Annotated in this window: 15 protein-coding genes; 8 read left to right on the top strand and 7 right to left on the bottom strand. The window is 64.1% G+C overall.

The features are described 5' to 3' along the window. Positions 1 to 84: 84 nt before the first annotated feature. The 3 genes from C84B14_RS14280 to C84B14_RS14270 form a co-directional block, all read right to left on the bottom strand. Positions 85 to 1,104, bottom strand: coding sequence for a GGDEF domain-containing protein (locus C84B14_RS14280; protein ID WP_353225076.1), 1,020 nt, complete (start codon positions 1,102 to 1,104; stop codon positions 85 to 87). Between the two features lie 262 nt (positions 1,105 to 1,366). Next, positions 1,367 to 2,623, bottom strand: coding sequence for a GGDEF domain-containing protein (locus C84B14_RS14275; protein ID WP_353225074.1), 1,257 nt, complete (start codon positions 2,621 to 2,623; stop codon positions 1,367 to 1,369). 210 nt (positions 2,624 to 2,833) lie between these two features. Next, on the bottom strand, positions 2,834 to 3,784 hold the full coding sequence (locus tag C84B14_RS14270; RefSeq protein ID WP_353225072.1) for a LysR family transcriptional regulator: 951 nt from the start codon (positions 3,782 to 3,784) through the stop codon (positions 2,834 to 2,836). A gap of 104 nt (positions 3,785 to 3,888) precedes the next feature. Between C84B14_RS14270 and C84B14_RS14265 the strand changes: the two genes are divergently transcribed. Further along, positions 3,889 to 4,962, top strand: a complete 1,074-nt coding sequence (locus C84B14_RS14265) for an SDR family oxidoreductase (RefSeq protein ID WP_353225070.1) — start codon at positions 3,889 to 3,891, stop codon at positions 4,960 to 4,962. Positions 4,963 to 5,065: 103 nt separating this feature from the next. Further along, a complete protein-coding gene (locus C84B14_RS14260) occupies positions 5,066 to 5,647 on the top strand; it encodes a hemerythrin domain-containing protein (RefSeq protein ID WP_353225068.1) in 582 nt (193 codons plus the stop codon). Here the strand turns inward: C84B14_RS14260 and C84B14_RS14255 are convergent. The 3 genes from C84B14_RS14255 to C84B14_RS14245 all read right to left on the bottom strand — a co-directional run bounded on the left by C84B14_RS14255 (position 5,644) and on the right by C84B14_RS14245 (position 7,779). Continuing rightward, positions 5,644 to 6,477, bottom strand: a complete 834-nt coding sequence (locus tag C84B14_RS14255; protein WP_353225066.1) for an AraC family transcriptional regulator — start codon at positions 6,475 to 6,477, stop codon at positions 5,644 to 5,646. The two genes, C84B14_RS14260 and C84B14_RS14255, sit on opposite strands and share 4 nt — an antisense overlap. Further along, complete coding sequence (locus C84B14_RS14250; RefSeq protein ID WP_353225064.1) at positions 6,474 to 7,082, bottom strand: LysE family translocator; 609 nt, start codon at positions 7,080 to 7,082, stop codon at positions 6,474 to 6,476. Before C84B14_RS14250 ends, C84B14_RS14255 begins: the two co-directional genes overlap by 4 nt. Positions 7,083 to 7,200: 118 nt before the next feature. Next, a complete protein-coding gene (locus C84B14_RS14245) occupies positions 7,201 to 7,779 on the bottom strand; it encodes a class I SAM-dependent methyltransferase (RefSeq protein WP_348765858.1) in 579 nt (192 codons plus the stop codon). A gap of 160 nt (positions 7,780 to 7,939) precedes the next feature. On the opposite strand from C84B14_RS14245, the gene C84B14_RS14240 reads away from it, so the two are divergent. From C84B14_RS14240 to C84B14_RS14230, 3 genes are all read left to right on the top strand, one after another. Then, the gene (locus C84B14_RS14240) at positions 7,940 to 8,737 is read left to right on the top strand and encodes a GNAT family N-acetyltransferase (RefSeq protein ID WP_353225062.1); all 798 of its coding nucleotides are present in this window, start codon (positions 7,940 to 7,942) and stop codon (positions 8,735 to 8,737) included. A 214-nt stretch (positions 8,738 to 8,951) separates the two neighbouring features. Further along, complete coding sequence (locus C84B14_RS14235; RefSeq protein WP_353225153.1) at positions 8,952 to 9,275, top strand: hypothetical protein; 324 nt, start codon at positions 8,952 to 8,954, stop codon at positions 9,273 to 9,275. Then, complete coding sequence (locus C84B14_RS14230; RefSeq protein WP_353225060.1) at positions 9,272 to 11,287, top strand: pyrroloquinoline quinone-dependent dehydrogenase; 2,016 nt, start codon at positions 9,272 to 9,274, stop codon at positions 11,285 to 11,287. The genes C84B14_RS14235 and C84B14_RS14230 overlap by 4 nt, the downstream gene beginning before the upstream one ends. Before the next feature lie 124 nt (positions 11,288 to 11,411). Here C84B14_RS14230 and C84B14_RS14225 read toward each other — a convergent pair whose 3' ends face one another. After that, positions 11,412 to 11,846 (bottom strand): SRPBCC family protein, encoded by a 435-nt coding sequence (locus C84B14_RS14225; protein WP_353225058.1) that lies wholly within the window; start codon positions 11,844 to 11,846, stop codon positions 11,412 to 11,414. A 194-nt stretch (positions 11,847 to 12,040) separates the two neighbouring features. On the opposite strand from C84B14_RS14225, the gene C84B14_RS14220 reads away from it, so the two are divergent. The 3 genes from C84B14_RS14220 (at position 12,041) to C84B14_RS14210 (ending at position 14,493) form a co-directional block, all read left to right on the top strand. After that, positions 12,041 to 13,033 carry a serine hydrolase domain-containing protein gene (locus tag C84B14_RS14220; protein WP_353225056.1) on the top strand — a complete coding sequence of 331 codons (993 nt, stop codon included), beginning with the start codon at positions 12,041 to 12,043 and terminating at the stop codon, positions 13,031 to 13,033. A gap of 102 nt (positions 13,034 to 13,135) precedes the next feature. After that, positions 13,136 to 13,882 (top strand): MBL fold metallo-hydrolase, encoded by a 747-nt coding sequence (locus C84B14_RS14215; RefSeq protein ID WP_353225054.1) that lies wholly within the window; start codon positions 13,136 to 13,138, stop codon positions 13,880 to 13,882. Next, complete coding sequence (locus C84B14_RS14210) at positions 13,879 to 14,493, top strand: hypothetical protein (protein WP_353225052.1); 615 nt, start codon at positions 13,879 to 13,881, stop codon at positions 14,491 to 14,493. The genes C84B14_RS14215 and C84B14_RS14210 overlap by 4 nt, the downstream gene beginning before the upstream one ends. Positions 14,494 to 14,508: the final 15 nt, after the last annotated feature.

Genomic DNA, 14,508 nt, shown 5'->3' with positions numbered 1-14,508 from the left:
GACGTGCAATTTCTACGTTGCCGCAGGCCGATTCGCAAGCTGGAGTGCAGCGGTTCTGCAACGTGCCGACTCGCGACGTACCGCTCAACCGATGACTTGGTTGCGCCCGCCGAGCTTGGCGCGGTAGAGGTTCTGATCGGCCGCGTGGAGCAGGTTATCAAGCGGCTCATCGGCGTCGCGGCTGACGGCAATACCGATACTCGCAGTCAAGCGCAATACCACCTCGCAATCGTGACACGCAAGCGCTTCGATGGCGGTGCGGGTGCGTTCGGCCAGCTGGCGCGCGGCGCAAAAATCCGTGTCGGGTAACAGGATGCAGAACTCTTCACCACCGAGCCGGAAGACGAAATCGGCATCGCGCATCTGTCCTTTCATGGCCTTGGCTACGGCGCGTAATACTTTATCGCCTGCCCGGTGGCCATGGTTGTCGTTAATGCGTTTGAAGTGATCAAGATCGACCATGAGCATGGCCATTGGCAGTCGGGTGGCGGTCATATGGCGCGCATAGATCTGTTCAAGGCGGATGCGATTCGGCAAACCGGTCAGGGCATCCGTCGAGGCCATACGCCGCAGGCGGCGTTCGGCCTCGCCCCGGCTGCCTTCGTATACGTACGACAACAGATAGCTACAGCAGGTGATCGTAACCATGTTCGCGATCGATCCAGGATTGGCAAATACCGGATCGGTACCGAAACGCCAGATGAATATGGCCGCTGCCAGCGGCACGAATACCGCGCATAGCACGCCGCCCCACAAACGTCCGATCAACAGATGCGCAACCACGGGCATGAGTAGAACCCAGCCGAAGACCGATACCGAGGTTTCGGGTGTGATCAGCGCATAGCTCACACCGCTATACAGTACGATCAGATACCCCACAGACCAGCGTTGAAGACGTGGCGTACGCCTAACGACGGGTAGCAGAGCCAGCGCAAAGGTCGAGACGGCGACTTCGACGGCCATCAACATGTATTTGCCGGCGAAGAAGTTGATGACGATGAAAAAAATGCCGAACAGCGCGGTAAACGCGAGCAGCACCAGCAGCAACGCGCGCCGATGCCGGTGAAAGGATAGGGAGTCGTCCGGACCGATCGGGGCGTTCATGCGTATGCTCGTGCCGGCCGCCGAATGTTCGCCGGCCAAGCGACATTCGGCAACGAGTTCGTGTTGCCAATGCCCTGCTCGTCAGGTTGGCTGGGCTTGATCGGCCGCATGCGTGCTCCCCTTGTGATAATCACGGCCGGCGCTCCCTGGTTTGCTGCTAGAAATGTCCGTTGCCGGTATTTTGCAGTCTGCCCTGTGGTTTAGCAGGCCGCATGTGGCCCGGGCTGGCAAGCGGGGAAAGGCCGGTAACCAGGCCGCGAAATTAACTGGCGATACTCACCCGGCAGCGACCGCCACGCTTTGCCTCGTAGAGGGCGACGTCGGCCCGATTCAGGGCTTCGCGCCACTGGCCCTTCTCGAATTCCGCATAGCCCATGCTGGCGCTCAGCTTGAGGCCGTCTATACCATCGATACGGGTCTGGTCGAGGGCCCGCACGAGACGCTCGATGGCCGGATTGGTGGCATCGTTCTCGGCCCCGAGCTCGAGCAGCACCAGGAACTCGTCGCCGCCCCAGCGGCACACGATATCGCGTTCGCGCGTGGCCTCGCGCATACACTGGGCCACCGTCTGGATCAGCCGGTCGCCGGTTGTATGGCCGTAGTCGTCGTTGATCTTCTTGAAGTGATCGAGGTCAACGAACAGCAGGCCGCCGCGAGCTTGCGCGCCCCCGCGGGCCATATAGTCTTCAAGGTAGCAGCGGTTATAAAGGCCCGACAGCGCGTCGCGATTGGCGCGGTCGGTGACAGACCTGAGCTGGGCGTATTGGCTGCGCTGCTCGCCGAGGGTCACCGAGTAGTGCCAGACCATCACCGCACAGGCAAAGGTCTGAAACAGCACGGCGGCCAGCGCCAGCGTATCCATGGGCAGCAGCGACAGGCCGAGTTCACGCAAGGCGTCGTGTATGCCGCAGAGCAGGAACACGGCAAATCCGAAACCGGTTACTAGCGAGATGCCCGCACTCTTGCGGGCCGGGGCGTGCCGCAATATGCGGTAGCTGACGACGGCAAACACGGCCAGACAGCCCGCGAAGAAGGGCGCCGCGCCCGCGCCGTAGTCGAGAAATATGTTGGCCCGGGTAATCGTGAGCTGTTCGCTGGCCACCACCAGATAGGCGTTGTCGAACCACGGCAACAGGGCAGCACACAGACCAACGCCGTAGACCTCGACGAGCAGCCGACGCGCGGGCCAGCCCTCATGCGTCATGCAGCGGTAGACGAAGAAATAAGCCGCCAGCGCGAGCGGGAGTACGGCGATGGCGGTGCGGTAGGCGAGCTGTACCACATCGTCCCGAGCCAGCATCGTCGCGACGATGACTACGGTATCGGCCACGATATAGCCGGCGGCAAAGAAATTTGCGATCGTGAAATGCAGGGCGGTCGGCGCATACTGATCGCGACGCTTGTATAACGACAGCGTCAGCACGACCAGCACCGCGGTCAACGCCAAAGTCGCGCCCGCGGTTAGAATTTTCAGCCACAGCGCCCATGCGCCCAAAGAAGACGCTGTGTCTGCGCCCATGGCGATATATGCCTGCGGCATGCTTATACCGTGGTCCCCGGCCCCGTCCAAGGATCATAGCAGGATGCTTCACGCGCCGGTGCAATACATGGCGCGCAACACATCGCCTGTCGTTACGGGCGTTTTTCTGGAGCCGGCAGATGCGGCGGGCGCTTTTCATGCGCGCTCGTGCAACGCGCCTGGTTGGCGGCCGCTGGCAAGGGGAAAGCGTTAGCGGGTTACGCTCCGCCAGCGATCCCAGAGCGGCGGGTCGCCGATCTGTTCGAGCACGTGATTGACGAAGGCGCGTGTCTTGGGCGGGGCGAGCTCGCGCTCGGCATACAACATGTAAATCAATCGTTGCTGCGGCGTGACTTCCCATTGCCAGTCTTCGAGCAGCGGGACGAGCGTGCCGGCGGCCAGCTCGCGGTCGATCAACCAGCTTGGGAAGAGCACGAGGCCGCTGCCCGCCAGCGCGGCTTCGCGCAGGCTGACGGCGTCGTCGCTATAGAGAGGGCCATCGACGGTCAGCGGCGTATAGGCAGCGTCGGCATGTGAGCGCCAGTACCACTGCTGGCGGCCGTAGTCACCCTGGTAACGCAGGCAGGCATGGGCCAGCAGGTCGGTGGGGGTTTGCGGCGCGGCGTGTTGCGAAAGATAGCTCGGCGCGCCCGCGACGATATACCGCATCGGTGCGAGCGGACGTGCGATCAGAGCGGAGTCGGCGGGCTGGCCGACCCGGAAGGTGACGTCGTGGGCGCGGCGTACCGGATCCTCGAAGCGGTCGGAAAGGCGCAGGTCGACGCGGATCTGGCGATAGCGCGCCTGAAAGCTGCCCACGAGCGCCATGAGCTGCCGCTGGCCGAAGGCAACCGGCGCATTCACGCTGAGTACGCCCGCGGGCTCGGCCTCGTCGCTGAACAACGTTTCGGTGGCGGTATCGATCTGTTCGACCAGAGGCCGCACCGCGTCGAGATAGAGCCGACCGGCTTCGGTAAGCGATACCGCCCGCGTGTGTCGATAGAACAGGCGCTGGCCCAGCGCCCGTTCGAACGCGGCGATCTCCCGCGATACGGCGGATACCGAGCGCTGGCTTCGTTGCGCGGCCGCGGTGAAGCTGCCGGTTTCGGTCACCGTCTGCAGCAGCCGCAGGGCATTGAGATCGAGTGCATTGCGTTTCATGCAATAACCAATTGCGAAGTTATCGATTGTAGCAAGTCGCACAGGCCGGATACTGGGCACGTTACTCAAGCAGCTCCTGCTGCATCGCTACAAGAGGCTCTATCATGCAAAAAGGAACCGCGCTCGTCGTCGGTGCCACCGGCATCGTCGGTGGTAATCTTGCCGCTTATCTCGCGGCCAGCGGCTGGACCGTCTATGGCCTGTCGCGGCGGCCGGCCGATACCGGCGGTGTCATCCCCGTCCAGGCCGATCTGCTCGACGCGCCGGCCACGGCGAAAGCGCTGGCCGGCCTCAAGATCACCCATGTGTTCTTCTGCACGTGGACCGCTCGCGACTCCGAGGCGGAAAACGAAAAAGCCAACGGCGCGATGATGCGCAACCTGTTCGACGCGCTGGACGAAACGAAACTGCGCCATGCGTCGCTGGTGACCGGCACCAAGCAGTATCTCGGTTCGTTCGAAGCCTACGGCAGCGGCAACGTGGAAACGCCGTTTCGTGAATCCGCCGAACGTGTGCCGGGGCCCAACTTCTACTATGTACTCGAGGATATTCTGTTCGAAAACGCCCGGCGTTATGGTTTGAGCTGGAACGTGCATCGACCGCATACCCTGATCGGCTATGCGCGTGGCAATGCCATGAACATGGGCGTGACGCTCGCGGCCTATGCGTCGATCTGCAAGGCCACCGGTCGTGCGTTCAAGTTCCCCGGTTCGCAGACGCAGTGGAACGCGCTCACCGACCTCACCGATGCGTTGCTGCTGGCACGGCAGATGGAATGGGCGGCCATTTCGCCCGGCACCCAGAATCAGGCATTCAATTCGGTCAACGGCGATGTGTTTCGCTGGCGTCGTCTGTGGCGGGAGATCGGCGAATACTTCGGGCTCGAGGCCGAGGGTCCGGACGAAACGCCGCATCCGCTTGAGCAGCAGATGGAGGGTATCGAATCCACCTGGGCCGAACTGGCCGAAACCCACGGCCTGGTGGAGTCGGATATCGGCCGCCTCGCGTCCTGGTGGCACAGCGACGGCGATCTGGGTCGCGAGCAGGAATGCGTGAACGATATCAACAAGTCGCGCAACTTCGGCTTCATGGATCATCGTGAAACGCGCGCGTCGTTCTTCGATCTGTTCGATCGGCTGGCTGCCGAACGCATCATCCCGCCGATTCAGGCCGACTAAGCCTTTGGACCGAGCCCGGCAGGCTGCGCCTGTCGGGCCCGGGCCTGCAGACGTGTTGCTGTGCGCCGGCAAAGCGCCTGCGGCTTCGCGTTATCATTGCGTGATGCACACGATTTCCGACGACCTGCGCTTGGATCAACGCGCCGCGCTACCGGCCGAGATCGCGCTGTTGCGGGCAAAGTATCCGGTACCGCAATGGCCGGCGCACGCCAATTACGGCGAACTGGCCGCATTCTGGCTGCAGGTTCACGATGCGCTGCGCGCCGAGGGCGGCGCCCTGGCCCGGGTTAGCGAGGATTTTCGCGAGGGGCGCACCGACATCGCGGCGTTTGAGCGCGCGTTCGCGCCGCGCCTGCGGGCCTATCTCCAGCATCTGGAAGGGCATCACCGAATCGAGGATGCCCATTACTTTCCCCGATTTCGAAACCTCGACAAGCGCCTGATCTACGGCTTCGATCTGCTGGAGAACGATCATGAAATCATTCACGAACAGCTGCTGTCGGTCGTAGCTAGCGCCCAGTCGTTGCTGCAGGCGTTCGCGGTGGGCGACGACGCGCGCTACGGCGTGGATGCCTATGCCGAGCGCGCGGACCGTCTGTTGCTGCTGGTTACACAGCACCTGGCTGATGAAGAGGAAATCGTGATTCCGAGCATTCTCGAATACGGCGAACTGGCACTGCGCTAACCGCGCTCGCGGCTTTGGCCGCTGGCCTGGGCGGTGAGCTTGAGCCAGCGACCAGGCGAAATGCCGTAGGCATCGCGAAACTGTCGGGTCATATGGCTCTGGTCGGCGAAGCCGGCCGCCAGCGATGCATCGGCCAGCCCGTGGCCGGCATCCAGACTGCGTTTGCAGCGCTCCAGGCGTCGCATGGTCAGGTAACGATAGGGGCTGGTGCCGAACAGCACCCGAAAATCCCGCGACAGCCGCCAGCGGTTCTGCCCGGTCACGGCCTCGAGCTGATCGAGGGTGATGCGCCCCTGTGGGCTGTCATCGATGAACGCGCGTGCACGCTGTGCGGACACGGTATCGACCCGCCGCGGTTTGGTTTGGGTGCCCGCCAGCGCGTTCATGGCACGGATCAGATCGAACAGGGCATCGTCTTCCTCGAACGATTCGAGCGGGTCGTCGATAGGGCGCAGCAGCCGCAGCACGCTCTCGGCCATACGGGCATCGGTGGTAATGCCGCCCGGCAGAAACGGCAGCGGCTGACCGCCGAGCATGTCCTGGAACACGGTCGGCGGAACATAGACCATGCGGTAGCGAAAGCCGTGAATATCGCCGGCATGACCGTCGTGCACTTCGTCCGGATGAATCACGATCGTGCGCCCGGGCAGACTGTGTCGATGCGAGCCGCGGTAATGAAAGCTCTGCACCCCCGCCAGGGTGACCCCGATCGCATAGGTATCGTGCCGATGCGGGTCGTAGGCATGGTTGCCGAAATAGGCCTCGATGCGGTCGAGGCGCGGCGTGGGCGAGTGGATGAACCAGTCGTGTTGGTAGGTGGCGGCGCTCATGCGATGCCGTTGCCGGTGGCGATAAAGAAATCGTAAGCGATTGAAGCGGCCACGGCGACCAGGCACAGGGCCATCACCTTGTTGGCGATGACCAGCGTGCGGCGGTGATGGATGCGCGCGCCGGCAAGCCGACCGAGCAGTGCATAGCAGGCCGGCGCGCCAACAGCACCCAGCGAAATAAGCAGAGCACAGGCGAGTATGCCGAGGCCGCTCAGTCCGGCGGCCGGAAACATGAGCGTCGTTACCGGCAGCACCAGCACCCAGCCCTTGGGGTTGAGCAGCTGCAGGCAATAGCCCTGGCGAAAACGCAGCTCGGTGGCGGGTTCGGCCGCCTTCGCCGCGTTCGTGTCCGCGGTAAAAAGATGATAGGCGAGATAAAGGATATAGGCGCTGCCGGCGCCGGCCAGCCACGGTAGCAGGGCGTCGCGAACGAGGGCCGCACCGGTGTAACCCAACACCAGGAATACACTCAGCATGGCCACGCCCACGCCGACGCAATAGCCGGCCAGCGTGGCCGGCGGGCGGTGCAGGGCCGTGTTGAAGGCAAGCAGGTTGACTGGCCCCGGCGAATACATCACGCAGAAGGTATAGATCGCGATTTCCATGGCGTGTCGACGAACAGGCGGACGGGTATCGACAAGCTTGAAGCGGACACGTCAAGGCGATCTTGAACGATCGTGCAAGCGATCGTTCAACGTTGCTGCGCGTGGCGTTCGGGCGGGGTTACAGGCCGACGTCGGGCCGATACTGCCACAGCGTCGCTGGCGGCCAGTTAAGTGCGACCCGCCGAAAGCGGTCGGCGCGATAGCCCCAGCGCTCCAGCGCCCGCTGGCGCACGGGCGAGCCGGGCAGGTAGGTGATCTGGGTGAAAAGCGTGCCGGGCAGGGCGCGTGCGAAGCAGCCGTCGAGCACGCGGCGCTGATCGGCGCGGGAAAAATGCAGGATCGGCAGGGTGGATACGATCGCGGCCACCTGGTCGATACCCTGTTGGGCAAACAGTGAATCCAGCGCCCGGGCGTCGCCCTGGACGATGCCGCCATGCCCAAAGCGTTGCCGCAGCAGGGCAACGAGGTCGTTGTCGTATTCGACCACGCACAGCCGGCGGCGATCGATGCCGGCCTCCAGCATGGCGGCGGTAATCGGACCGGTGCCGGCGCCGAGCTCGACGATGTGGCCCTCACCGGGGGCGGCGTCCAGCGCATCCACAAAAGCCTGGGCCACGGCGCGCCCGGTCGGCGTCCAGGTGGCGATCTGGCGCGGCTTGGTCAGCCATAGCCTCAGTAGCAGGCTGGTATCCGACATGTTGCTGTCCTGGAGCGAGCGTTATCGCTACTGGATAGCAGCTTGAAATGACGCAATCGTTACATTCCGCTGCGTCATACAGGCGTCACCGTTGGGTCATTTGCGTATCACACAGGGCTCGGAGAATCGCGGTCGTTGATTCGCGATCGAGATGCCCGCCATGACCGCAACGACGACCAAACAAGCAGCGCAGGAGCGCGGTGCCCGTTTCTACTACAGCTTTGCCCGGACCCAGAACGAGATCGACGACAGCCTGGCCCTGCGCTATCGCGTATTCGTACAGGAAATGGGCGCCCAGGCCACGCTGGCCGGCAGTGGCCTCGAAGCCGATGCCATGGACGCCTTCTGCCTGCATCTGCTGGTTCGTGATGCCCGCGATGGGCGCGCGGTTGCCAGCACCCGGGTGCTCACGCACGAAGCAGCCGTCGCCGCCGGCGGCTTTTATTCGTCCAGCGAATTCGAGCTCGACGCAGTGCTCACCTGCCAGGGGCGCTTCCTCGAAATCGGCCGTACCTGTGTTGCCGAAGAGTATCGGCGCAGTCCGGCGATGGCGGTGCTCTGGAGCGGTATCGCCGATCTGATTCGTGCCGATCGCTACGATCACCTCATTGGCTGTGCGAGTATCGATCTACGCGACGGTCTGGCGCTGGCCCATGCGACCTATCGCCAGATCTGGGCCCGCCAGCCGGCCGAGCGGCATCGTTGCGTGCGACCGCGCCTCGCGCTGCCGCCCGCGGACGCGCCGCTTGAGCGTGCCGTGCGCCTACCACCGCTGATCAAGGCCTATCTGCGTGTCGGGGCCTGTGTCGGCGGGCCGCCGTGTTACGACCCGGACTTCAACGTGGCCGACGTGTTCATGCATCTCGATCTCAACCGGCTGACGCCGCGCTATGCGCGGCACTTTCTGGGCCGGACCATGCCCGATGATGGCCGCTCGGCCGCGCGCATGTCGGCTTGAGCCACCCGGCGCCTGTTCGATGATCTGCCTGTTGATCGCGCTGCGTGGCGAGCTGCGGCGCTCTCGGCGCTAGCCGCCGGCTGGCCAGTGGCTGGCGCGCCGATGTAATATATGCGTTATGCATCTATTGGGCGGGCGTGACCGCGTTGGCCCTGGCTTTTCGCAGACGGCGGTTCCCATGTCCTCACCCGATCGCACGGCCCGTTTGGGTGCCGTGCTGCTTCTTGTCGCAGTCCTCGCCGGGTTCGGCGTCGCGGTTTATTCCTATTTTGCGCCGCTGACCGGCGTCACAGAGACGCTGGGCGCGCTTGCCGCGATTGGCGTGAGCGCCGTGCTGGTCGTATTGTCGCTGCTGCTCGCTCGGCGGCCCGGCCAGGGCGTTCTGGTGGCGGTGACGTTGATCGGATTGGTCGGCAACGCGTTTGCTGGCGCGCTCCTGCACGAATGGTGGCTCTGCATGGCCATGGGCGTCGGGTTGATCGGCTTGCTCGTGGATACGCTGGCGCCGCAGCGCGGCCGCAAGGCGGTGCACTCATGAGTACCAACGCGTATGCCGTACTGCGTGCCGCAGCCATCGGCGCGGCGCTCGCGCTGCTTGCAGCTTGTGGTAACAACGCCGCGGCACGCCAGACGGGCGCGCCCGAGGGTAAGGCTTCGGGCACCGTGCCTGTTGCCGCGAACACGCCCGCGTCGCTGGTGCCCGCCGAGTCCACCTGGGACAGTTTTCATGGCCAGCTCAACGCACAGAAATACAGCCCGCTGAGCCAGATCACCGCGGACAACGTCGCCGGGCTCGAAAAGGTCTGGGAATTTCATACCGGCGACGTCTCCGATGGCAGTGGCGATACGCCGGCGACGGTCTGGTCGGCGACGCCGATCTTTGCCAACGACACGCTCTATATCGGCACGCCGTTCTATCGACTGATCGCCCTCGATCCGGCCACCGGCGAACCGAAGTGGACGTTCGATACCCACACCAAGAAGCAGGCCTTGACCCAGCCGGTGCTCAAGAACCGGGGCGTATCCTACTGGGCGGCCGAACAGCCGGTGCCGGGCAAGGCCTGTCAGAAGATCGTCTACATGGGCACGATGGACGCACGCCTGTTCGCGCTCGATGCCGATACCGGCGAAAAATGCGAGGGTTTTGCCGATCACGGCGTGCTCAACGTCAATCAGTGGAACGACACCCACGCCAAGTGGCCGCTGTCGCTGCTGCAGCCGCCCACCGTGGTTGGCGATCATCTGCTGCTTGGCTGGGCCGGCAAGGACTGGGCCTTCGAACAGGCCCCGCCCGGCACGGTGTTCTCGATCAATGCCCGTACCGGCGAGCGCGAATGGACGTTCCAGGCGCTTTCCGACGACATGCGCAAGAAGAGCGGCACGGCCAACGTGTGGACGCATATGTCGGCCGATGAAGAACTCGGGCTGGTGTATGTGCCGGTATCGTCGCCGTCGCCGAATTTCTGGGGCGGCAATCGCCAGGAAAAGGCGCCGCTGGCGACCTCGACCACCGCGCTGGATCTCGATACGGGCGAGGTCGTATGGTCGCGCCAATGGGTGCATCACGATATCTGGGATTACGATATCAACGCCGCGCCCACGCTCATGGACATCACCGTGGATGGCGAAAACATCCCGGCCCTGGTCCAGGCGACCAAGATGGGTTTTCTGTTCGTGGTCAATCGCAAGACCGGCGAAGACGTATGGCCGATCGAGGAACGCGCGGTGCCTGCCGGCGACGGTTCGGTCGCCGGCGAGATCTATTCGCCCACCCAGCCGTTCCCGACCAAGCCCGCACCATTGCTCGACCAGACGACAAAACCGCCGGTCTGGAAACTCGCCGACATCGTCGGCGGCGGCCAGTGCTCACGGCTGTGGGACCAGCTCGACTACCGGGGCATGTATACACCGCCCACAACAAAGGGCGAGGGCGCGATGGCCTATCCGGACAGTTCCGGCGGCGTGCAATGGGGCGGTGTGGCCTTCGACCCTGCCAGCCAGACCGCGATCGTGAATACCTCGCATATCGTGCAGTACGTCAAGCTCTACGAGCGCGAAGCGTATGAACAGGCCGATACCGGCTCGGGCAATGAAAGCGGGTTTTCGCCCCAGAGCGGGGCGCCTTACGGCATGCGCCTGAATGTGGCGATGAACTGGCTGGGCATGCCGTGCTGGCAGCCGCCGTTTGGTGAACTCGTGGCCCTGGACATGCATACCGGCGACGTGAAATGGCGCCGCCCGGTGGGTGCCTCCCAGAAGTACGGTTTCTTCATGCCGGAAAAATGGGGCTCGCCCACCATCGGCGGCCCGGCGGTGACCGCCGGGGGCGTGGTGTTCATCGGCGCATCGATGGACGCCAAGCTGCGTGCCTTCTCGCTGGCCACCGGCGAGCAGCTCTGGTCCGATCAGGCCCAGGCGCCGGCGGTGGCCAATCCGTCGGTCTATGAATACCAGGGTCGTCAGTACGTGGCCTTCGTTGCCGGTGGCAATACGATCCTCAAGGATCAAGTCGGCGATCAGGTGGTCGTTTACGCGCTGCCGCAGGACTAGCCGGCTTGGTTTGGCCATACGCAATCGAACACCGGACGCGGCGTAGTCGATTCGACGCGTGAAAGCCCGCATCGCAGGAACCGGCCGGTGCGTCTGGGGGCTGGTGGTTGCGGGCGGAGCGTTCTCACTCCAGGCGTTTCGCCACGGCGTCCAGGCCGGTACGGAATACGCCGTCGGCCACGGTATCGATCGTGGCAGCGGCGTCTTCGGCCGCCACTTCGAACTCGGCCTTCCAGACCACGAGGCTGGCGGCCTCTTCGGTGATCGGGATCACGTCGATGGTCGCATCGTAGCCGTTCACCGGCATGGGCGATTCGAGAATCGCGTAGCGCATATGCCGGTCGGCATCCGATAGCGCGGTGAGCCGCTCGCGGATATGACCGCCGTCGGCGAGGTGAAAGCTGCGCACACAGCCCACGGCATCGCCTTCGCGTCCGTGCTCGATTTCGCTGTCGATGATCGCCGGATGCCAGTCCGGCATGCCGTTGAAGTCGCGCAGCAGAGTCCAGACCACATCGGCATCGGCGCGAATAACGCGGCTGATGAATACACGTTCCATGGCAATCTCCCGAATCGGTGAAGGTTTCGATCGTTGCGCCGGGTACGCGTATGCGGCGATACGCCTCGGCGCTTTCCTGCACCATAGCACTGAACAAAAAGCGCGCCGGGCCGCAGTCGGTGCAGCTTTTGGCGCCAAAAAGGGATTGCGACAAGCCCATGCTGAAAATCATCTCCAGAAACTGGCGGCGGCTCGTGCCCCGACTCACGCGCGCCGGCGCTATCTACGCTCTGATGCTCTGCGCCGGCATCGCGAATGCTGCGATCGATACGACATCGCTGGAGTCGATTGCCGAACGCGCTGGCGCGTTGCCGCGAACCCACAGCTTTCTGGTCGCCATCGATGGCAACACCGTCCTCGCACGCGGTTATCGCGGTCACGGCGTGGACGCCACCGCAAATATCAAGTCGTTGTCGAAGACGCTTATCGCCACGCTGGTCGGCGCGGCCATCGATCGTGGCGTGATCGACGGTGTAAACCAGCCGATCGGCGAGCTGCTGGGGCCGCGCATGCCGCAGAACGTGGATGCCCGGGTGGCGACGATCACCGTTGGCCAACTGCTGTCGATGCAGTCCGGGCTGGAGCGCACCTCGGGCGCGAACTACGGCAGCTGGGTCGCCAGTCGTGACTGGGTGGCCAACGCGCTGCAGCGCCCGATCGTGGCCGAACCCGGCACGCGCATGCTCTATTCGACCGGCAACAGCCACGTTCTGTCCGCGATTCTCACCCGGGCGAGCGGGCGCAGTACGTTGGCACTCATGCGCGACTGGCTCGGGGAGCCGCTGGGTATCGATATTCCGCCCTGGACGCGCGATCCCCAGGGCATCTATTTCGGCGGCAACGAAATGGGCATGACGCCGCGCGCGCTGCTGGCCTTCGGCGAAATGATCCGTCGTGGTGGCAGGATCGATGATCGACAGATTATTCCGGCCGACTGGATCGAAGCCAGCTGGCGCGGGCGAACCCGTTCGGTCTATACCGGGGATGCCTACGGCTACGGCTGGTTCACCACCAGGCTCGCCGGCGTGACGGCCCACTACGGGCGCGGGTATGGCGGACAGGTTCTGTTCGTGGTGCCAGAGCGCGACATGACGGTGGTGATGACCTCCGACCCGACGCCGCCGTCGAACGGACGCTATTTCGCCCGCCAGGCCGCGATCGTCGAGGCGTTGATCGAAGCGAGCTGACTGCATGCGGCGACCGTTGCCCGCTCGCCGCGCACGCCGGCAACCTGCGCGGGGCACGTGTTCGCTATCATGCGCGGCTGACTGCGTTGCCGAGTAGTGATCATGTCCAGCAAAGATGCCGGCCTGTCGTTCCTGTGCCTTGGCACGGGGCGCGGCGCGACCGCCGTTTACGACGGCGAGCCCAGCAGTGCCATCAGCCTGAGAATGAACGGCCATGACGTGCTGCTGGTGGATATCGGCTTTGGCGTGGTGCAGGCCTGCAAGCGATGGCTGGGCGCGATTCCCGATACGATTCTGGTCACCCACAACCACAGCGATCACGCGGGTGAATTGCCGGTGGTACTCGCCGCCGAAGCGGCGGCTGGGCGTCGCCTGCGCGTTGTCGCCGAGCCGGCGGTCGGGGTACGCCTTAAAGCACACCGCCTGCACGAACTGGAAAGTACGGGCGAGCCGCTGGCTGCGTTCTGCGACTGGGTCGATACGCCAGCGGGGCAGGCGTGGCCGTTAACCCCACGGTTGTCGCTGTGTTTGCTGCGCGCGCGTCACAGCGAACCCTGCTTCGGTTTCGTTGCCAGCCTCGACGGCGAGCCGATTCTGGGCTACGGCGGCGACTCGGCGGTCGATACCGACTACTACGACCGGCTGTTCGCCGCGCCCAACGTAATACTCGATGCCCGTGCCACCGGCAACGACGAGCACGCCGATTTCGACACGGTCGCGGCGTATATCGCGGGCCGGCCAACACATCGGGTATGGATTACTGGCTATGGTCGGGCCGATCAGGCGCCGGCGAGCATGACGCCGATCTATCCGGGCGACGCGGTCGCGCTGGACTCGGGCGCCGAATGAACAGTACTCGTCTGATCGAGTGGCTGGTGGTCGCCCTCTACCGGCTGTCGCCCTATGCCTGGCTGGATGCGGGTATGGCGCGCCTGGAGCGCGCGCAGGGCGCAGGCTGGCGACGGGCTCGCTATGTGGCCTCGGAGGCCTATATCGTCGGCTGGCTGGTATTGGCCGCACTGCTGTGGTGGCAGCATGAACATCTGGCGGCATGGCTCGCCGTGCCGGCGTTGCTGCGCGTGGCCGGCATACTCAACAAGGAAATCGGCGTCATCCTTTTCGGGCGCTGCAAGATCACGCCCGGCCGTATCGTGGCCGCCACCGGTCGGACTATCGTGCTGGCGCTGGAAAACTATGCGACGGCCGCCTTTCTGATGGCTTTCGTGTATACCAAGATGGGCCGCTTCGAAACGTCGCATGGACAATCCGGCATGCTCGAGGGCGGTCATGCGCTGGTCCAGTCGCTATCCGTCCAGTTCTCGATGAGCGGTGCCTACCGGCCGCTGGATCTGGATACATGGATGCTCGTAATGGCCCAGAGCGCATTCAGTTTCCTGTTCAGCCTGATCGTGATTTCGCTGTTCGTATCCCTGCTGGATATCGGCGCCGACCGTCATTAACCGCGTGGTTGGAGG

It is taken from the genome of Salinisphaera sp. C84B14, assembly GCF_040361435.1.
Taxonomy (GTDB): domain Bacteria; phylum Pseudomonadota; class Gammaproteobacteria; order Nevskiales; family Salinisphaeraceae; genus Salinisphaera.
The sequence above is the reverse complement of the archived record's forward strand: the minus strand, read 5'-3'. Positions and strand labels throughout refer to the sequence as shown.

Bases quoted from the DNA above. Each gene is read 5' to 3' on its own strand.
- C84B14_RS14240 (WP_353225062.1), top strand. From the start codon at position 7,940: ATGACCGCAACGACGACCAAACAAGCAGCGCAGGAGCGCGGTGCCCGT.
- C84B14_RS14280 (WP_353225076.1), bottom strand. From the start codon at position 1,104: ATGAACGCCCCGATCGGTCCGGACGACTCCCTATCCTTTCACCGGCAT.
- C84B14_RS14265 (WP_353225070.1), top strand. From the start codon at position 3,889: ATGCAAAAAGGAACCGCGCTCGTCGTCGGTGCCACCGGCATCGTCGGT.
- C84B14_RS14230 (WP_353225060.1), top strand. From the start codon at position 9,272: ATGAGTACCAACGCGTATGCCGTACTGCGTGCCGCAGCCATCGGCGCG.
- C84B14_RS14255 (WP_353225066.1), bottom strand. From the start codon at position 6,477: ATGAGCGCCGCCACCTACCAACACGACTGGTTCATCCACTCGCCCACG.
- C84B14_RS14210 (WP_353225052.1), top strand. From the start codon at position 13,879: ATGAACAGTACTCGTCTGATCGAGTGGCTGGTGGTCGCCCTCTACCGG.
- C84B14_RS14215 (WP_353225054.1), top strand. From the start codon at position 13,136: ATGTCCAGCAAAGATGCCGGCCTGTCGTTCCTGTGCCTTGGCACGGGG.
- C84B14_RS14225 (WP_353225058.1), bottom strand. From the start codon at position 11,846: ATGGAACGTGTATTCATCAGCCGCGTTATTCGCGCCGATGCCGATGTG.
- C84B14_RS14270 (WP_353225072.1), bottom strand. From the start codon at position 3,784: ATGAAACGCAATGCACTCGATCTCAATGCCCTGCGGCTGCTGCAGACG.
- C84B14_RS14275 (WP_353225074.1), bottom strand. From the start codon at position 2,623: ATGGGCGCAGACACAGCGTCTTCTTTGGGCGCATGGGCGCTGTGGCTG.
- C84B14_RS14245 (WP_348765858.1), bottom strand. From the start codon at position 7,779: ATGTCGGATACCAGCCTGCTACTGAGGCTATGGCTGACCAAGCCGCGC.
- C84B14_RS14250 (WP_353225064.1), bottom strand. From the start codon at position 7,082: ATGGAAATCGCGATCTATACCTTCTGCGTGATGTATTCGCCGGGGCCA.
- C84B14_RS14260 (WP_353225068.1), top strand. From the start codon at position 5,066: ATGCACACGATTTCCGACGACCTGCGCTTGGATCAACGCGCCGCGCTA.